A 16,419-nucleotide genomic window follows, 5' to 3' on the forward strand; every position below is an offset into this window, starting at 1 on the left:
TAAGATCAACGTAACTATACTATAAAATATGGCGTCGCATTACGAAGCACCTATTAGAAAACCTTTAGTACTTGGAAACAAGAGCTACCACGACATTTCTGTGGATATCGCTCGTCCAGTGGAAGGAAAAGCCAACAAACAATGGTGGATTGTTTTTTCTATAGCATTAGTAGCATTTCTTTGGGGTATTGGGTGTATCATCTATACCGTTTCTACAGGAATTGGTACTTGGGGATTAAATAAAACAGTTGGATGGGCATGGGATATTACTAACTTCGTTTGGTGGGTTGGTATTGGTCACGCTGGAACATTAATTTCTGCAGTACTTTTATTATTTCGTCAAAAATGGAGAATGGCAATTAACCGTTCTGCTGAGGCAATGACAATTTTTTCGGTAGTACAAGCGGGTTTATTTCCAATCATTCACATGGGACGTCCTTGGTTGGCATATTGGGTACTACCTATACCAAATCAATTTGGATCTTTATGGGTAAACTTTAACTCCCCTTTGCTTTGGGATGTATTTGCAATATCAACCTATTTATCTGTTTCCTTGGTATTTTGGTGGACAGGTTTATTACCAGATTTTGCAATGATTAGAGATAGAGCTGTAAGGCCGTTTCAGAAGAAAATATACGCCTTACTTAGTTTTGGTTGGTCGGGTAGAGCAAAAGATTGGCAGCGTTTTGAAGAAGTTTCTTTGGTTTTAGCTGGTTTAGCTACACCACTGGTACTTTCAGTACATACTATTGTATCTTTTGATTTTGCTACTTCGGTAATCCCAGGATGGCATACTACTATTTTTCCACCGTACTTCGTAGCAGGAGCTATCTTCTCAGGGTTTGCGATGGTAAATACCTTACTAATTATCATGCGTAAAGTATGTAGTTTAGAAGATTATATTACGATTCAGCATATAGAGTTAATGAACATTGTTATTATGTTAACGGGTTCTATTGTTGGTTGTGCGTATATCACAGAATTATTTATGGCTTGGTATTCTGGTGTAGAATACGAGCAGTACGCATTTTTAAATAGAGCTACTGGTCCTTATGCTTGGGCGTATTGGGCAATGATGACCTGTAATGTTTTCTCACCACAATTTATGTGGTCTAAAAAATTACGTACAAGTATTACGTTTTCATTCGCTATTTCAATAGTAGTAAATATTGGTATGTGGTTTGAGCGTTTTGTTATTATCGTAACATCCCTACACCGTGACTATTTACCGTCATCGTGGACTATGTTTTCCCCTACTTTTGTAGATATAGGTATATTTGTTGGTACTATAGGATTCTTTTTTGTATTATTCTTACTCTATGCTAGAACATTCCCTGTGATTGCGCAAGCTGAAGTAAAATCGATTATGAAATCATCGGGAGAAAAGTACAAATTATTACGTGATGCTGGAAAGCCACTTTACGAGATAAAAAATGAAGTAGTACTTAAGGAAAAAATTGTAGAGGAAAAATCACTACCACTAGATGCTGATAAAGAAAAGGTTTCCTCTTTACTTGCGGCTATAGGAGTATTTGATCCAAAATCAGATACGCCAGATGATCTTAAAATGATTAAAGGTGTTGGACCTCAAATGGAGAAAACATTAAACCAGTTAGGTATTTTTAAGTTTTCTCAGGTGTCTAAAATGACAGAAAAAGAATACGATTTGTTAGATTCTATTACGAGTTCTTTCCCTGGAAGAGCGCAGAGAGATGATTGGGCAGGTCAAGCTAAGATTTTAAATAACAATAAATAGATATGGCCTCTAAAGTTATACATGCATTTTATACAGATGACGACGTGCTAATGCACGCTGTGAAAAAGGTAAAAGAAGCGAAACATCATATTGAGGAAGTATATTGTCCTTTTCCAGTTCATGGGCTAGATAAGGCGATGGGACTGAGTTCAACCAGGTTGGCCATTACGTCGTTCATGTATGGATGTGTTGGTTTGGCTGTTGCTATTACTATGATGAATTATATGATGATTCAAGACTGGCCAATGGATATTGGTGGAAAACCAAGTTTTAGTTACATAGAAAACATGCCTGCTTTTGTACCGATTATGTTTGAGCTTACCATTTTCTTTGCAGCGCATTTAATGGTAATTACCTTCTACATGAGAAGTAGATTATGGCCTTTTAAAGAAGCTGAAAACCCAGATAAAAGAACAACTGACGATCATTTTTTAATGGAAATTGAGATTCATAATAACGAGGATGAATTAATGCAATTACTAGCGGAAACAGGAGCAGTTGAAATAAATATTTCAGAAAAGTAGTTCAAAAGAGATATGAAAAGTTTTATAAAATTAGCAATATTACTTATGGTAGGGGTGACATGTACTTCTTGTTTCGATAAGAATAGTCCAAACTACCAATACATGCCAAACATGGCTAAATCCGTGGGATACGAATCGTATCAGGAGGTAGATTTCTTACCTAACGGTATGGAAGCTAAAAAACCTGTAGATAATACTATTCCTAGGGGCAAGTTGCCGTATAAATTTGCTGACGGGCTAGAGGGTAAAGAGTTGGCGAGGCTTCAAGAAAGTCCACTCGATTCTTTGGCTTCTTTAGAAAATTTGGCAGTGGGTTCAGAATTATACGCTGTTAACTGTGCCATATGTCATGGTAGCAAGGGAGCGGGTAATGGTTATTTGGTAGAAAGAGAAAAAATATTAGGGGTTCCTAGTTACGCGGATGTCGGAAGAAATATTACCGTTGGAAGCACATACCACACTATTTACTATGGCTTAAATTCCATGGGTTCTTATGCAAACCAACTGAATGAAGAAGAACGTTGGCAGGTGTCAGAATTTGTAATGAAATTAAAAGAAGAGTTAACAAAATAATACATAGATTTTAGATATGTACACTATTTCAAATAGATTAAAGATTGCTTCGATTGTATTAATGGTTATTGGTGCTCTTGGAATTGGAGTTGGCTTTGTTTCAGCTCCAGGCTCTGTAGCTGAGGCCAAAGAAATGGTCAGCAGTCATGCAGACGATCACAGTGGTGACGCACATGCAGAAAATGCAGCGCACGAAGTACATGACGCTGAACATGATGAACATGTAATGCATCAATTACAAAATAGACCCTGGGCTGCTGTTTATGTAGCGGCATTCTTTTTCTTTATGATTGCTTTAGGGGTATTGGCTTTTTATGCTATTCAACGTGCAGCGCAAGCTGGTTGGTCTCCGCTGCTGTTTAGAGTAATGGAGGGTATTACGGCCTATTTGGTACCGGGCGGAATCATAGTGTTTATCTTATTAGCGCTCTCAGTAGCACACTTGAACCATTTATTCGTTTGGATGGATCCCGAAGTTGTGGCGCACGATGAAATCATACGCAATAAATCAGGCTATTTAAATGGACCATTTTTTCTAATTAGAGCAGCTTTCTTTTTAGGAGGTTGGATTTTTTACCGTGAATACTCTAGAAAATTGTCTCTAGCTCAAGATGAGGCTACTGATAATTCAAATTTTGTTAAAAATTTCAAGGCTTCTGCTGCCTTTTTGGTATTCTATTTGATCACCGAGTCCATGATGTCTTGGGATTGGATCATGAGCGTTGATCCGCACTGGTTTAGCACCTTATTCGGTTGGTATATTTTTGCGAGTATGTTCGTTTCGGGAATCACCGTTATAGCGTTAATTACGATCTATTTAAAATCTAAAGGTTTATTGGCTGATGTTAATAATAGCCACATTCACGATTTGGCGAAGTTTATGTTTGGGATAAGTATTTTTTGGACGTATTTATGGTTCTCACAGTATATGCTTATATGGTATTCTAATATTCCAGAAGAGGTTACCTATTATGTCACTAGAATAGCAGATTTTAAATTGCCATTCTTTGGAATGGTTGCCATAAACTTCTTGTTTCCATTACTCATTTTAATGAATAGTGATTTCAAGAGAATGAACTGGTTCGTAGTAATGGCGGGTATCGTAATTTTAATCGGGCACTATTTAGACATTTTTAACGCGATTATGCCAGCAACCGTAGGAGATCAATGGTTCATCGGTATACCTGAGATTGGTGCTGTCTTGTTTTTTGCTGGACTGTTCATCTTATGGGTGTTCAGAGCTATTTCAAAACAAGCATTGCAACCAAAACGTAATCCTTTTATTGAGGAAAGTAAGCATTTTCATTACTAGTATAAAGAAATAACATTAAATCATACAATGACTGCATTTTTAATTATAGCTGTTTTAGTATTAGTCGCAATTGCCGTTTGGCAAATGACTAAAATATTTGAATTATCACAAATACGTGCAAATAATTCTCAAATTGCCACGGATAAGGACAATAAATATAACGGATATTTAATGTTCGCTTTTTTGATCTTTATTTATGGAATTACCATTTTCAGTTTCTGGAAATATACAAAGGTATTACTCCCAGAAGCAGCTTCGGAGCATGGGCAAGATGTAGACAATCTAATGCTTTGGTCGATGGTTATTATTTTCATCGCTCAAACAATTACGCAATTTTTACTGCATTATTTCGCTTATAAATACCGTGGCGAAAAAGGTAAAAAAGCACTTTTCTTTGCAGACAATGACCGTTTAGAGTTCGTATGGACTATTATCCCTGTGATTGTTTTGGCTGGTTTGATCCTTTGGGGATTATACACTTGGACGAATATTATGGATGTCAATGACGAAGATGACCCATTAATAGTTGAGTTGTATGCGCAGCAATTTAATTGGACCGCTAGATATGGTGGTACTGATAACGTTTTAGGAGAGGCAAATGTGCGTATGATTGATATTGATCGTGCCAACATCCTAGGTTTGGATGAAGCGGACCCGAATGCGACAGATGATATTATTGTCAAAGAATTGTATCTTCCTGTAGGCAGAAAGGTAAACTTTAAAATGCGTTCTCAAGATGTTTTGCACTCTGCATATATGCCCCATTTTAGAGCGCAAATGAACTGTGTACCCGGTATGATCACGGAGTTTTCATACACCCCTATTTTCACCACAGAAGAGATGCGTTTGAAACCGGAGATTATTGATAAAGTGAAAAGAACAAATTCTATCCGAGCGGAGAAAGCTGCAAGGGGAGAAGATAATTCTGATCCTTGGGAGTTTGATTATATATTGCTATGTAATAAAATTTGTGGAAAATCGCATTATAACATGCAAATGAAAATTATAGTGGTGACTGAAGAGGAGTATAACGACTGGATTTCGGAACAACAAACTTTCGGAAAAATGATGTTGGCTTCAGCCGCACAATAAGAAAAGAGCTAAAAAAGAAAATTAATAAAAAAAATTTAGAATTCGATTATGTCAGCAACAGCACATGCACACGTAGATGATCATGCACATGACGATCATGGACATCATCATAAAGAGACTTTTGTAACAAAGTACATATTTAGTCAAGATCATAAAATGATTGCGAAACAGTATTTAATTACTGGTTTGATTATGGGCGCGATAGGTATAGGAATGTCCATTTTATTTAGAATGCAATTGGCTTGGCCAGGGGAATCTTTTCCTGTCTTTGAAGCATTATTAGGGAAATGGGCTCCTGATGGGGTTATGGATGCAGATATTTATTTGGCCTTAGTGACGATACATGGTACCATCATGGTATTTTTTGTATTAACTGCAGGTTTGAGTGGTACTTTTAGTAATTTATTGATTCCACTTCAAATTGGTGCTAGAGATATGGCATCAGGTTTTCTAAACATGATATCGTATTGGTTATTTTTTATATCCTCCGTAATCATGCTTGGTTCTTTATTTGTAGAAGCGGGGCCAGCTGCCGCAGGTTGGACGGTATATCCTCCATTAAGTGCTTTGCCAATGGCACAGCCAGGTTCTGGTTTAGGGATGACCTTATGGTTAACATCCATGGCTATTTTTATTGCATCGTCATTGATGGGGTCGTTGAATTATATAGTGACTGTAATTAACCTCAGAACTAAAGGGATGTCTATGACGAGACTACCGCTAAGTATTTGGGCATTTTTTATTACAGCGATTATTGGGGTGATTTCTTTCCCTGTGTTATTATCTGCAGCCTTATTATTGATTATGGATAGGAGTTTTGGTACTTCATTCTTTTTATCAGACATATTTATTCAAGGTGAAGTTTTACATTACCAAGGAGGTTCGCCCGTATTGTACGAGCATCTATTTTGGTTTTTAGGTCACCCAGAAGTATATATTGTATTATTACCAGCCTTAGGGATAACATCAGAAGTAATGTCAACCAATGCACGTAAACCAATTTTTGGATACCGAGCTATGGTGGCATCAATCATGGCCATTGCCTTTTTATCGACAATTGTTTGGGGGCACCATATGTTTATTTCAGGTATGAATCCTTTCTTAGGGTCTGTATTTACATTTACAACATTATTAATTGCCATCCCATCAGCGGTAAAAGCATTTAACTATATCACTACATTGTGGAAAGGTAATCTACAGTTTAATCCTGGAATGCTCTTCTCCATTGGTTTAGTATCTACCTTTATTAGTGGTGGTTTGACAGGGATTATTTTGGGGGATAGTACCTTAGATATCAATGTTCACGATACTTACTTTGTAGTAGCTCACTTTCACTTAGTAATGGGGATATCAGCTTTATATGGTTTGTTTGCTGGGGTGTATCATTGGTTCCCTAAATTGTTTTTTGGAAGAATGATGAATAAAAACTTGGGCTATGTTCATTTTTGGATAACCGCAATTTGTGCCTATGGTGTTTTCTTCCCAATGCACTTTGTGGGGATGGCCGGGGTTCCTCGACGTTATTATCAAAATACGGCATTCCCTATGTTTGACGATTTAACAGATGTTCAAGTATTAATTACGATGTTCGCTATTGTAGCAGCGTTTGCGCAATTAATTTTTGTTTATAATTTTATACATAGTATTTTTTATGGTAAAAAAGAGGGTCCAAATCCTTGGAAATCGAATACCTTAGAATGGACAACGCCTATGGAACACATTCATGGGAACTGGCCTGGTGCCATTCCAGAAGTTCATCGCTGGGCTTACGATTACAGTAAAACTGGTGAAGACGGTGAATATGTAATTCCAGGACAAGATTTTGTACCTCAAATTATTCCTCTTCAAGATGGTGAGGAAGAAATGAACCATTAGATTCGTAACAATTTATATAACCCTTTGTTTTTCAAGCAAAGGGTTTTTTTATGGTACCTATTAAAAGCACCTATTTTTTAAGTAAAATTTAGTACCTTCATTTTGCTTAAATGTATAAAGTACAAGGGTAGTATCTTCCTTTAGTAGGCTATACTTAGTGTTTTGACCGGTGTACAAATTAATAAACGCAGCCCAATGAAAATTAAATTTCAGCTTCTTTTTTTAAGTTTTTTGATAGCTTCAATAGCCTATGGCCAACGCAAACCGAAAATAAAAGGAAGCAGGGTCGTCGTAGAAGTACGTGAAGATCTAGCACCATTTACAGCCATAGAATTGAATGACAATGTAGATATTGTTCTTCAAAAATCTTCAGATTCAGGCTATAGTTTAGAGATTGACGATAATTTAGTAGACGTCTTAAAATTTAGAGTAGTAGAGGGTACGCTTTCTATAAGTTCATTTTATGACATACGATCAAAAAAGAAAATGAAAATTATCGTGTTCTATGACCAACTGAACAGCATTACACTGCGTGACGGTAAAATAGATATGGAGGATGTGATTACTACAGATGAATTATCAATCAGTACTTATGGATCTTCTAAGCTTAAACTGAATGCAGATGCCTCTTTTATTGATGTTCTAATGTTAGAAAATAGTTTTGCTGACCTTACCATAAACGCAGATACTTTAAATATAGCCTTAAAAGATAGGATTGATGCTAAAATATATGCGACTAGTAAAACCCATCGGTTAGAAATGTTTAAAAATGCACAGGTTAAAATGGAGGGTAATACCGAGGTTTTTGAAATTCAGCTTTTTGAAAGCGCTAGCCTAAAAGCTGAAAATTTAACCGCTCAAGAGGTATCGCTAAAAATTGAAGCCTCAACGAGTGCTTATGTAAATGCCTCAAACCTGATGAGTCTTGATTCTAAAGGAGCTGCTAAAACATACCTATATGGTTCAGGTAAAATTACCATCCTTAATTTTTTAGATAGTTCTCAATTATCCAAAAAGTAAAAATTGCTAGGGGCTGATACTGTTTTTTATCTTGATGTGGTCTTTTTTTAAACCTTAGAATTCCCATAAGCGAAACCTCGGATGCAGCACGTTGGTGATCACTTTAGTATAAAATAAATAAGCAATAACACGATCAAAAAAGTCTAGCTTTTTGATTCTTTTAGCGCAGCGGTCTTGATCTTGGTAGCCTTATCACGATACCTCTAAATTATTCCTTCTTGATTTGGCAATAGGTGCGGTGATCAAATGTTCAGGAATCCCAAACCCATCCACAAGCACTTCAATATGAGGCCTTAGTTCTGTACACAGGCGTTCTACACGTTGTCGTATGGCTTTAGATTTTGAACTTCCAATATACCCTTGCTCTAAGTACCAGGCAGCATCACTTCTAATTTCGTGCAGTGCGTAAAGTGTGCTTATTTTTTTAAATAGTTCTTGGTGTTTTTTATCCTTCATATTTTCAGTAAAAGAAATAAACGTATCAAAAGCTAATTCGCAACTGTAGGCTTTTCCTAAAGCTAGTAAATGCGTTTGTACTTTTAAAAAGGCGTGATAGGAAGGCACTCCTTTTTTAATATAATCTCTAATTCGCATGGCTAAGCTATACGTAAGCCTTCTGGTTCTATAGCTGAAAGCGTGTTTATGAAATTTTGGATTGTATAAATGATCAGCATCCACTTTGTTTGCGTATAATGGATTTATAGTGCTTAGTTTATCGCTCAGCTGCGTACTGAGGAGTTTTAAAACAGAAACAAAGCCATTGCTATTAAATTCAGCTTTAAAGTCAGACAGAACTCCTTTGGCAGCTAATTGCAATAAAACCGTATTGTCTCCTTCAAATGTGGTAAAAATATCTACATCGCCTTTTAAATCTGGAATTCTATTTTCAATTAAGTATCCCTTTCCACCGCAAGCTTCTCGGCATTCTTGAATAGTAGCGTTGGCATACCAAGTAATGATTGATTTTAACCCGGCAACTTGGGTTTCCACTTCACGCTTATCTATAATCGTTTCGTCGCTGTATACCTTCATAATATGCTGCAAGGCGATATCATACACATAAGCTTTTGCAACCGCTGGTGTTAAGCGTAACTGATGCGTCGGGTAATCCATCAATAAATCTTCTTGAATCTTGATACTGTCATTAAATTGTCTTCTTTCTAAGGCATGCTTTATAGCAATAGTAAGCGCCATTTTAGCACCCCCCAAGCCTGCGCGCGCCACACAAATTCTGCCTCCAACAAGAGTCCCTAACATGGTAAAAAATCGTTTATTCGGATTTTTTATATCTGAATGATAATGGCCATCTTCAGTGATGCTGCCGTATTTGTTTAAAAGGTTTTCTCTCGGAACACGAACTTGATGAAACCATATTTTACCGTTATCGACACCGTTTAGTCCTAATTTATACCCATTGTCTTCTATGGTAATACCTTTATATAAAGTATGGTTTTCATCACGAATGGGCACTAGAATAGCATGCACACCTTCATTTTTACCATTTACGATGAGCTGCGCAAAGACCGATGCCATTTTAGCGTCTAAAGCGTTGCCTATATATTCTTTATTGTCGTTTTTACCTGGTGTGTGAATAACGATGCAATCCTCTTTTGCATCATAAGTAGCCGTGGTTTTTATGCCCCGAACGTTAGATCCATGCCCAGTTTCTGTCATGGCAAAGCAGCCTAGAAGTTTAGCCGCTCCGGCATCAGATAAATACCTGTCATGATGATATGTAGTGCCTAATTTTTGAATACTTCCACCAAATAATCCAAATTGAACACCAAACTTTATCGCTAAACTGCCATCTACATACATGAGATGTTCAAAGATAAAAGCATACGATTCCATATCATTAACACCGCCATATGCTTTAGGATATGCAATGGCTCCGTATTTTTCTTGGGCTAAATAGTGCACTTGATCCAAAACTTTTGCTCTGAAATCTTCTTTTGTTCTTTGAATGTCCCAATTAAAAATAGGGTTTTTCAGTGTTTCATGAAATTTGGAAACTCCAACTGCAAACTCACCTTTTAAAATAGCATCAATTGCTGAACTATCGTAATAGTCTGAGGTGATTTCTTCAATCACTTCTACATCGAACAAATGATGGTAATGATTGGGCTGTATACCTAAATTAACTTCAATATGTTTTAATTGCTCGTTTTCTTTTTCGTCTGAATAATAGTAACCCAGCAATCGTTTTGAAAAGCTAGTTAAAGGATAAATATCGCTTTCAATTAATTTTACTTGTGCATGGTTAATGGTGCTTTTCCATGATTTAATCTCGGAATTAACGGGAGGCGTATCCGGATGTAACCAACTTATAAGTGTTTTTTTTGCGGTATGGTCTAAAGTTTCGTCGTTTTCAATAGCTTTTTTTACAACATTTATTTCTGAGGCAGATACCAAATCATCAGACCAAATCACATAAAAAAAGGGAATATAGGGGAGTATATTCGCCGTGTAGCTGGTGTTATTTTTATTCTTCATAAAAGCTGCAATTTTTTTAAGTTATGAAAATACGCTTTTATTGGTATTTAATATAAAAAATGCATGTTTTACAAGTGCATAGTTTCTACTATCTTTGTCATCTATGAATGAGAATTTAGATCCTACTAATCAGCATTTTTCTCCGGAGGAAGTTGATATCGACAGAGCTTTAAGACCGGTGAGTTTTGGCGATTTTGCTGGTCAAGATCAAATTTTAGAGAATTTAAAGGTTTTTGTTGAAGCTGCAAATCTACGCGGCGAAGCCTTAGATCACACCCTTTTTCATGGACCTCCGGGTTTAGGAAAAACTACCTTAGCGCATATTCTTGCCAATGAATTAGGCGTCGGGATAAAAATAACTTCTGGACCAGTTTTAGATAAACCAGGCGATTTGGCGGGCTTGTTGACCAATCTTGAGGACCGTGATGTATTGTTTATAGACGAAATACATCGCTTGAGCCCTATTGTCGAAGAGTATTTGTACTCTGCCATGGAAGATTATAAAATTGATATTATGATTGAGTCAGGACCCAATGCGCGTTCTGTTCAAATAAACTTAAATCCCTTTACATTAATTGGGGCTACCACACGTTCTGGATTATTAACCGCTCCTATGCGTGCTCGTTTTGGAATTCAAAGTAGGCTGCAATATTACTCTACAGAATTGCTATCGACGATTGTAACGCGAAGTGCCGAAATTTTAAAAATGCCGATAACCAACGAAGCAGCTATTGAAATCGCTGGTCGAAGTAGAGGTACGCCTCGTATTTGTAATGCTCTGTTGCGTAGAGTTCGTGATTTTGCACAAATAAAGGGGAACGGAAAAATAGATATCGAAATATCAAAATTTGCCCTAAAAGCCTTAAATGTTGATGCACATGGCTTAGACGAAATGGACAATAAAATATTACTCACCTTAATTGATAAGTTTAAAGGGGGTCCTGTTGGGATTACCACTTTGGCAACGGCTGTTTCTGAAAGTGCCGAAACCATAGAAGAAGTGTACGAGCCATTTTTAATTCAAGAAGGCTTTATCATGCGTACGCCTAGAGGTCGCGAGGTAACAGAGCTAGCCTACAAGCATTTAGGAAGAATTAAAGGGAATATTCAAGGAGGTTTATTTTAGAGAAAGCCTTTAATCTGCCTGCCAGACATTTAGTTGGGCATGTAATAAACTAAGAGTAGCGCCAACGCTCCCAGCATTAGGTAGGCGATACAATTATAGCGATAATAGATTCAGTGATTTTTATTTAAATGAAAAACCTACACACAGTGAACCGTTTAGAGGTCCTTAAGAATAGCAAGCGAATTCTTAAAAACCCTTTGCCTTTTCACAATGAAAAATTTAAGGAATTTGGACACACTTTTAAAGTTCAAACCGGTTGGAATCAAGATATTGTGTTTACGAAAAACCCCGGTTTTATAAAGCATATTCTTCAAAAGCAACACAAAGCATATCAAAAATCTACCTTACAAACTAAAGACTTAGCGAAGTATATTGGCAATGGTATATTAACCTCAAACGGGGAACATTGGCGAACGCATCGCCGTATGGTACAACCCGCATTTCATAAGAAAAAGTTAGCCAATTTAATGACGACAGTACGTGAGGCTATTTTGTCTGAAATTAAGGGCATCCCATCTCATAAAACGGTTGATGTTTATGGCTTAATGAGTAACCTTGCCTTTCAGGTAGTAGCACAATCGCTCTTCAGTAATGACAATATTCGGGAAGAAATGAACCGCTTGCAGTTTGTAACCGAGACCAATCAGCGTATGTTGATTAAAGAAATGCGTCAACCATACTTAAATTGGTGGTTTAAACTAAGTGGAAAAATAGATAAACATTTAAAATTATCTGAAGAAGCAAAACAACTTTTAGGAACTTTAATCAATAACCGACGCGATGCTACCCTTGAAAAAGACGATCTTCTAGATATGCTTTTGCAGGCAAGGTATGAGGATGGTACGCCCATGCCTCAAAAGCAATTGATCGACGAGGTATTAATTTTATTTACTGCGGGTCATGAAACTACGGCAAATGTGCTTAGTTTTTTACTGTATTTACTCGCCAAGCATCCCCAAGCGCAAGAGAAAGCATACCAAGAAGCTACAAAGGTAAATTTAGAATCAGATGCTATTTTACCTAACTTGGCGCAGCTGCCTTATATTCAAAACTGTATTGAAGAGGCTATGCGTTTGTTTCCACCTGCTTACGTAATTGATAGAGTAGCCATTCAAGATGATACTTTTGAAGACATGCACATCCCAAAAGGTACCATGATTTTGATGAGTATTTATGAGTTGCACAGGCATGAAGATTTTTGGGAAAAGCCAGATAGCTTTTACCCAGATCGTTTTAATGAAATCGATAAGAAAGTATATCAAGAGTATTACTATCCTTTTGGTGCAGGACCAAGAATGTGTGTCGGAAATAATTTTGCGATGTATGAAATGATTATTACCGTTGCCGAAATTCTAAAAAAATATACAATTACCACTGATAGTAACAAGGTAGAGATCAACCCGCTAATTTCTTTAAAACCTAAGGAAGTGCCTTTACAATTTATCCCCAGAATTTGAATAAAATAGATCGAACCAAAACAAAAAAGCCTGACTAAAATACTAATAGTCAGGCTTTTCTATGAATTCTTAATACTTACTTCAAAATTGCATTCTCGTCTGAAAATTTCTTGTAACTGAAATACACAGCACCAACAGCAAAGGCTAATAGGGATAGAAGAATCACCGCATATTGTACCATATCAATGGTACCCGCCATAATTTCTTTAACGCCAAGACCAATATTTAAAACAGGAATTAAAACCGTGCTCCATGTTAATTCTATTCCTGGCATCAGTGCCAACACTAAGGGAATAATGATTAACATAATTATAGGGGATGCCTTACTTTGTGCTTCCTTAAAAGAGGTTGCACCCGCTACTAAAGCAATAATAAACCCAGATAAAAATAGGGAAAACGGGATCAGTAATAATAAAATCATAGTGATCGACTGAATACTCAACATTTCGCCAATAGCTTCATTAAAAGCAGGCGGAATACCATCAATAAGTTTAAGTCCCACAATTAAGCCTACTAAATTCAATAAAGCAGGAATAAAACCTAATAAGGAAGCCACAATAGTTTTTCCTAGAAGTACCTTAAATTTTGAAATGGGCAACGATAAGGTAGTTTCAATTGTTTTGCGTTCTTTTTCTCCTGTTACCAGATCAACAGCCGCTAATAAACAGCCACCCCACATGGTGAGTATAAATAAATAAGGAATAAAACCACCAATTCTTTTTCCGATGACTTCTTTTTGTTCTCCGACTTCAACATAGTTTTCGGTAAACGGTGTTAATTTTTCGGTAGGAATTTCAAGAGTAGTAATACGTTGTTCCTTTAATTTGGCATTATAGCCTTCAATTAACCTAGTAACACGATTATTTACATTGTCTTTAGAGCCATTTCTAAAAATTTGTACTTCACTAGTACTAAGGCTATTCATTTTAGTATCCCAATCGGCAGGGAAAACAATAGCAGTTTGAATGGTTTCGTCATCAATTAATTGTTTAAAATCTTTTGCCTCTTCATAGACCGTAATTTTATTTAGGGTATCGCTAGAAACAATATCGTAGAAGGAAGAAGGCGCATTTACAAGTCCAATTTTTACAGATTTTTCTTGATTGCTTTTTTCAATCATTTCAGTCACCTTCATGGCGCCAAAAATTAAAATAGGCACCAATACAGTGGGTAAAACAATAGAGTTAATAATCGTTTTTTTATCTCTTAGAAGCTCGGTAAGCTCTTTTTTTATAATTATAAGTAAATCGTTCATCTTATTACGCTTCTTTTACACGGTTAATAAATTCTTGAGTTAAATTTTTTGCTTTCATTTCTCCCTTAAAGTTTTCAAAGGTATCGTTGTAAATAATACTTCCATTATTGATAATGGCAAGATCATCACACAACAAATCTACCTCACTCATGATATGAGAAGAAAAAATTACCGTTTTGTTATTTTCTTTAGATTCCCGAATAAGTTCAATGATGCTTTCGGCTGTTATTACATCAAGCCCTGAAGTTGGTTCGTCAAAAATCAGTACTTCTGGGTCATGAACAAGGGTCCGAGCAATCGACACTTTTTGTTTCATCCCGGTACTCATTTGTCCCATTCTTTTTTTTCTAAACTCGTTAATACCCAATTTTTCAAACAGATATTCTTTCCTTTCTTTTAACTGAGCTTCAGGAATTTTATATAATTTTCCAAAAAAATCAATTGTTTCATCAGGATTTAAACGCTCGTATAAACCGGTAGAACCCGTTAAAAATCCGATGTGTTTCTTAACTTCATCACTGTTTTTTAAAATATCAACACCATCGACAATAGCAGTACCCGAAGTTGGCTTAATGATGCCTGCAATCATCCTTAATGTTGTAGTCTTTCCTGCACCATTGGGGCCTAGCAATGAAAAAATTCGGCCAGGCTTACAATCAAAGGATATTTCATTGACTGCATTTACAGTAGTGGTTTCTTTTTTGAATCCTTTTTTGGTGGTTGCCGTAAAAGATTTGGTTAGTTTTTCAATATGTATCATCTAAGTTGTTTAAATTGGTACGCTTTGTTAGTAGTCAAAAATAAAAATTGTTACATTGATACTGTTTTTTTATTTTATGATGCGAATTAAAAATTAATAGTTATACTGGGTTCAAATTTATGTTTTCAAAGGAGAAATATACGCAATTAATAAAAGATGAAGCAAAAAGACTTGGTTTTTTGTCTTGTGGTATTTCTAAAGCTGATTATTTAGAGCAAGAAGCTCCACGCCTAGAAAAATGGCTGCGAAATAATAGTCACGGCGAGATGCAATACATGGAAAACCATTTTGACAAACGCTTAGATCCAAGGTTGTTGGTCGATGGTGCAAAATCGGTGGTTTCGCTACTACTGAACTATTATCCTGAGGAAACGCAAGTTGATGCTACTTTTAAAATATCAAAATATGCGTATGGCAACGATTATCATCACGTGATAAAAAGTAAACTAAAAGCGTTACAAGAATTTATTAGTGAAGAAATAGGGGAAGTTAGCGGTCGGGCTTTTGTAGATTCAGCACCTGTATTAGATAAAGCTTGGGCAGCCAAAAGCGGTTTAGGTTGGATTGGAAAACACAGTAATTTACTCACCCAAAAAGTAGGTTCATTTTATTTTATTGCTGAATTGATCATCGATTTAGAGTTGATCTACGACACTCCGGTGACCGACCATTGCGGTACCTGTACAGCTTGTATTGATGCCTGCCCAACGCAAGCCATTACCGAACCTTATGTGGTCGACGGCAGTAAATGTATCTCCTATTTTACCATCGAATTAAAAAATGAATTGCCCAATGAATTTAAAGGTAAGTTCGATGATTGGGCTTTTGGTTGTGATGTGTGTCAAGATGTTTGCCCCTGGAATAAGTTTTCAAAACCACATAATGAACCTCTTTTTAATCCGCATCCTGAACTATTGGCACTCACAAAAAAAGATTGGCAAGAACTGACAGAAGATGTTTTTAAAAAAGTATTTCAAAAATCCGCTGTAAAGCGAACTAAGTTTTCTGGTTTGAAGCGAAATATTGATTTTTTAGATTAAAAAATCAAATGGAAGAAAGGATTTAAAAGTGCAGCGCTATAGTTTTCATGACTACTTTGCACATTTTATTTAGTGTGATTTTTTAAAGTACTATTTTAAAATGCTATCTTCCATGACTATAAGGAGTAAAGGGTCA

13 protein-coding genes are annotated in these 16,419 nt (G+C 36.3%); 10 read left to right on the forward strand and 3 right to left on the reverse strand.

Annotated features, from left to right (window positions below; translation table 11 throughout):
* The first annotated feature begins 28 nt into the window (after nucleotides 1-28).
* The 7 genes from nrfD (at nucleotide 29) to GQ45_RS13995 (ending at nucleotide 8,152) form a co-directional block, all read left to right on the forward strand.
* Entirely contained in the window at nucleotides 29-1,756 is a 1,728-nt protein-coding gene (gene nrfD / locus GQ45_RS13965) for an NrfD/PsrC family molybdoenzyme membrane anchor subunit (RefSeq protein WP_081980927.1), read from the forward strand.
* Between the two features lie 2 nt (nucleotides 1,757-1,758).
* Nucleotides 1,759-2,280: a DUF3341 domain-containing protein gene (locus GQ45_RS13970; RefSeq protein WP_047418929.1), complete on the forward strand. Its 522-nt coding sequence runs from the start codon at nucleotides 1,759-1,761 to the stop codon at nucleotides 2,278-2,280.
* Nucleotides 2,281-2,292: 12 nt separating this feature from the next.
* Entirely contained in the window at nucleotides 2,293-2,853 is a 561-nt protein-coding gene (locus tag GQ45_RS13975) for a cytochrome c (RefSeq protein WP_047418931.1), read from the forward strand.
* A 16-nt stretch (nucleotides 2,854-2,869) separates the two neighbouring features.
* Nucleotides 2,870-4,165: a hypothetical protein gene (locus GQ45_RS13980; RefSeq protein ID WP_047418932.1), complete on the forward strand. Its 1,296-nt coding sequence runs from the start codon at nucleotides 2,870-2,872 to the stop codon at nucleotides 4,163-4,165.
* 27 nt (nucleotides 4,166-4,192) lie between these two features.
* Nucleotides 4,193-5,257: a cytochrome c oxidase subunit II gene (locus GQ45_RS13985; protein WP_047418934.1), complete on the forward strand. Its 1,065-nt coding sequence runs from the start codon at nucleotides 4,193-4,195 to the stop codon at nucleotides 5,255-5,257.
* Nucleotides 5,258-5,305: 48 nt separating this feature from the next.
* The gene (locus GQ45_RS13990; protein ID WP_047418936.1) at nucleotides 5,306-7,132 is read left to right on the forward strand and encodes a cbb3-type cytochrome c oxidase subunit I; all 1,827 of its coding nucleotides are present in this window, start codon (nucleotides 5,306-5,308) and stop codon (nucleotides 7,130-7,132) included.
* A 195-nt stretch (nucleotides 7,133-7,327) separates the two neighbouring features.
* Nucleotides 7,328-8,152, forward strand: a complete 825-nt coding sequence (locus GQ45_RS13995; RefSeq protein ID WP_047418938.1) for a GIN domain-containing protein — start codon at nucleotides 7,328-7,330, stop codon at nucleotides 8,150-8,152.
* A 192-nt stretch (nucleotides 8,153-8,344) separates the two neighbouring features.
* On the opposite strand, the gene GQ45_RS14000 is transcribed toward GQ45_RS13995, so the two are convergent.
* On the reverse strand, nucleotides 8,345-10,645 hold the full coding sequence (locus GQ45_RS14000) for an acyl-CoA dehydrogenase (RefSeq protein ID WP_047418940.1): 2,301 nt from the start codon (nucleotides 10,643-10,645) through the stop codon (nucleotides 8,345-8,347).
* Nucleotides 10,646-10,748: 103 nt separating this feature from the next.
* Between GQ45_RS14000 and ruvB the strand changes: the two genes are divergently transcribed.
* Both ruvB and GQ45_RS14010 read left to right on the forward strand, forming a co-directional pair.
* Nucleotides 10,749-11,771, forward strand: coding sequence for a Holliday junction branch migration DNA helicase RuvB (gene ruvB, locus GQ45_RS14005; RefSeq protein ID WP_047418942.1), 1,023 nt, complete (start codon nucleotides 10,749-10,751; stop codon nucleotides 11,769-11,771).
* Between the two features lie 128 nt (nucleotides 11,772-11,899).
* Complete coding sequence (locus GQ45_RS14010; RefSeq protein ID WP_047418943.1) at nucleotides 11,900-13,228, forward strand: cytochrome P450; 1,329 nt, start codon at nucleotides 11,900-11,902, stop codon at nucleotides 13,226-13,228.
* 76 nt (nucleotides 13,229-13,304) lie between these two features.
* Here the strand turns inward: GQ45_RS14010 and GQ45_RS14015 are convergent, their stop codons facing one another.
* On the reverse strand, nucleotides 13,305-14,483 hold the full coding sequence (locus GQ45_RS14015; protein WP_047418945.1) for an ABC transporter permease: 1,179 nt from the start codon (nucleotides 14,481-14,483) through the stop codon (nucleotides 13,305-13,307).
* Nucleotides 14,484-14,487: 4 nt separating this feature from the next.
* Nucleotides 14,488-15,243 (reverse strand): ABC transporter ATP-binding protein, encoded by a 756-nt coding sequence (locus GQ45_RS14020; protein ID WP_047418946.1) that lies wholly within the window; start codon nucleotides 15,241-15,243, stop codon nucleotides 14,488-14,490.
* A 119-nt stretch (nucleotides 15,244-15,362) separates the two neighbouring features.
* Between GQ45_RS14020 and queG the strand changes: the two genes are divergently transcribed.
* Nucleotides 15,363-16,283, forward strand: coding sequence for a tRNA epoxyqueuosine(34) reductase QueG (gene queG / locus GQ45_RS14025; RefSeq protein ID WP_047418948.1), 921 nt, complete (start codon nucleotides 15,363-15,365; stop codon nucleotides 16,281-16,283).
* Nucleotides 16,284-16,419 lie beyond the last annotated feature (136 nt).

The organism is Cellulophaga sp. Hel_I_12, from assembly GCF_000799565.1.
GTDB lineage: Bacteria > Bacteroidota > Bacteroidia > Flavobacteriales > Flavobacteriaceae > Cellulophaga.

What these genes read in the sequence shown, in the direction of transcription:
- GQ45_RS13995 (WP_047418938.1), top strand. Translation starts at nt 7,328, where the DNA reads ATGAAAATTAAATTTCAGCTTCTTTTTTTAAGTTTTTTGATAGCTTCA.
- GQ45_RS14015 (WP_047418945.1), bottom strand. Translation starts at nt 14,483, where the DNA reads ATGAACGATTTACTTATAATTATAAAAAAAGAGCTTACCGAGCTTCTA.
- GQ45_RS13980 (WP_047418932.1), top strand. Translation starts at nt 2,870, where the DNA reads ATGTACACTATTTCAAATAGATTAAAGATTGCTTCGATTGTATTAATG.
- ruvB (WP_047418942.1), top strand. Translation starts at nt 10,749, where the DNA reads ATGAATGAGAATTTAGATCCTACTAATCAGCATTTTTCTCCGGAGGAA.
- GQ45_RS13975 (WP_047418931.1), top strand. Translation starts at nt 2,293, where the DNA reads ATGAAAAGTTTTATAAAATTAGCAATATTACTTATGGTAGGGGTGACA.
- GQ45_RS14020 (WP_047418946.1), bottom strand. Translation starts at nt 15,243, where the DNA reads ATGATACATATTGAAAAACTAACCAAATCTTTTACGGCAACCACCAAA.
- GQ45_RS13985 (WP_047418934.1), top strand. Translation starts at nt 4,193, where the DNA reads ATGACTGCATTTTTAATTATAGCTGTTTTAGTATTAGTCGCAATTGCC.
- nrfD (WP_081980927.1), top strand. Translation starts at nt 29, where the DNA reads ATGGCGTCGCATTACGAAGCACCTATTAGAAAACCTTTAGTACTTGGA.
- GQ45_RS13970 (WP_047418929.1), top strand. Translation starts at nt 1,759, where the DNA reads ATGGCCTCTAAAGTTATACATGCATTTTATACAGATGACGACGTGCTA.
- GQ45_RS14010 (WP_047418943.1), top strand. Translation starts at nt 11,900, where the DNA reads ATGAAAAACCTACACACAGTGAACCGTTTAGAGGTCCTTAAGAATAGC.
- queG (WP_047418948.1), top strand. Translation starts at nt 15,363, where the DNA reads ATGTTTTCAAAGGAGAAATATACGCAATTAATAAAAGATGAAGCAAAA.
- GQ45_RS13990 (WP_047418936.1), top strand. Translation starts at nt 5,306, where the DNA reads ATGTCAGCAACAGCACATGCACACGTAGATGATCATGCACATGACGAT.
- GQ45_RS14000 (WP_047418940.1), bottom strand. Translation starts at nt 10,645, where the DNA reads ATGAAGAATAAAAATAACACCAGCTACACGGCGAATATACTCCCCTAT.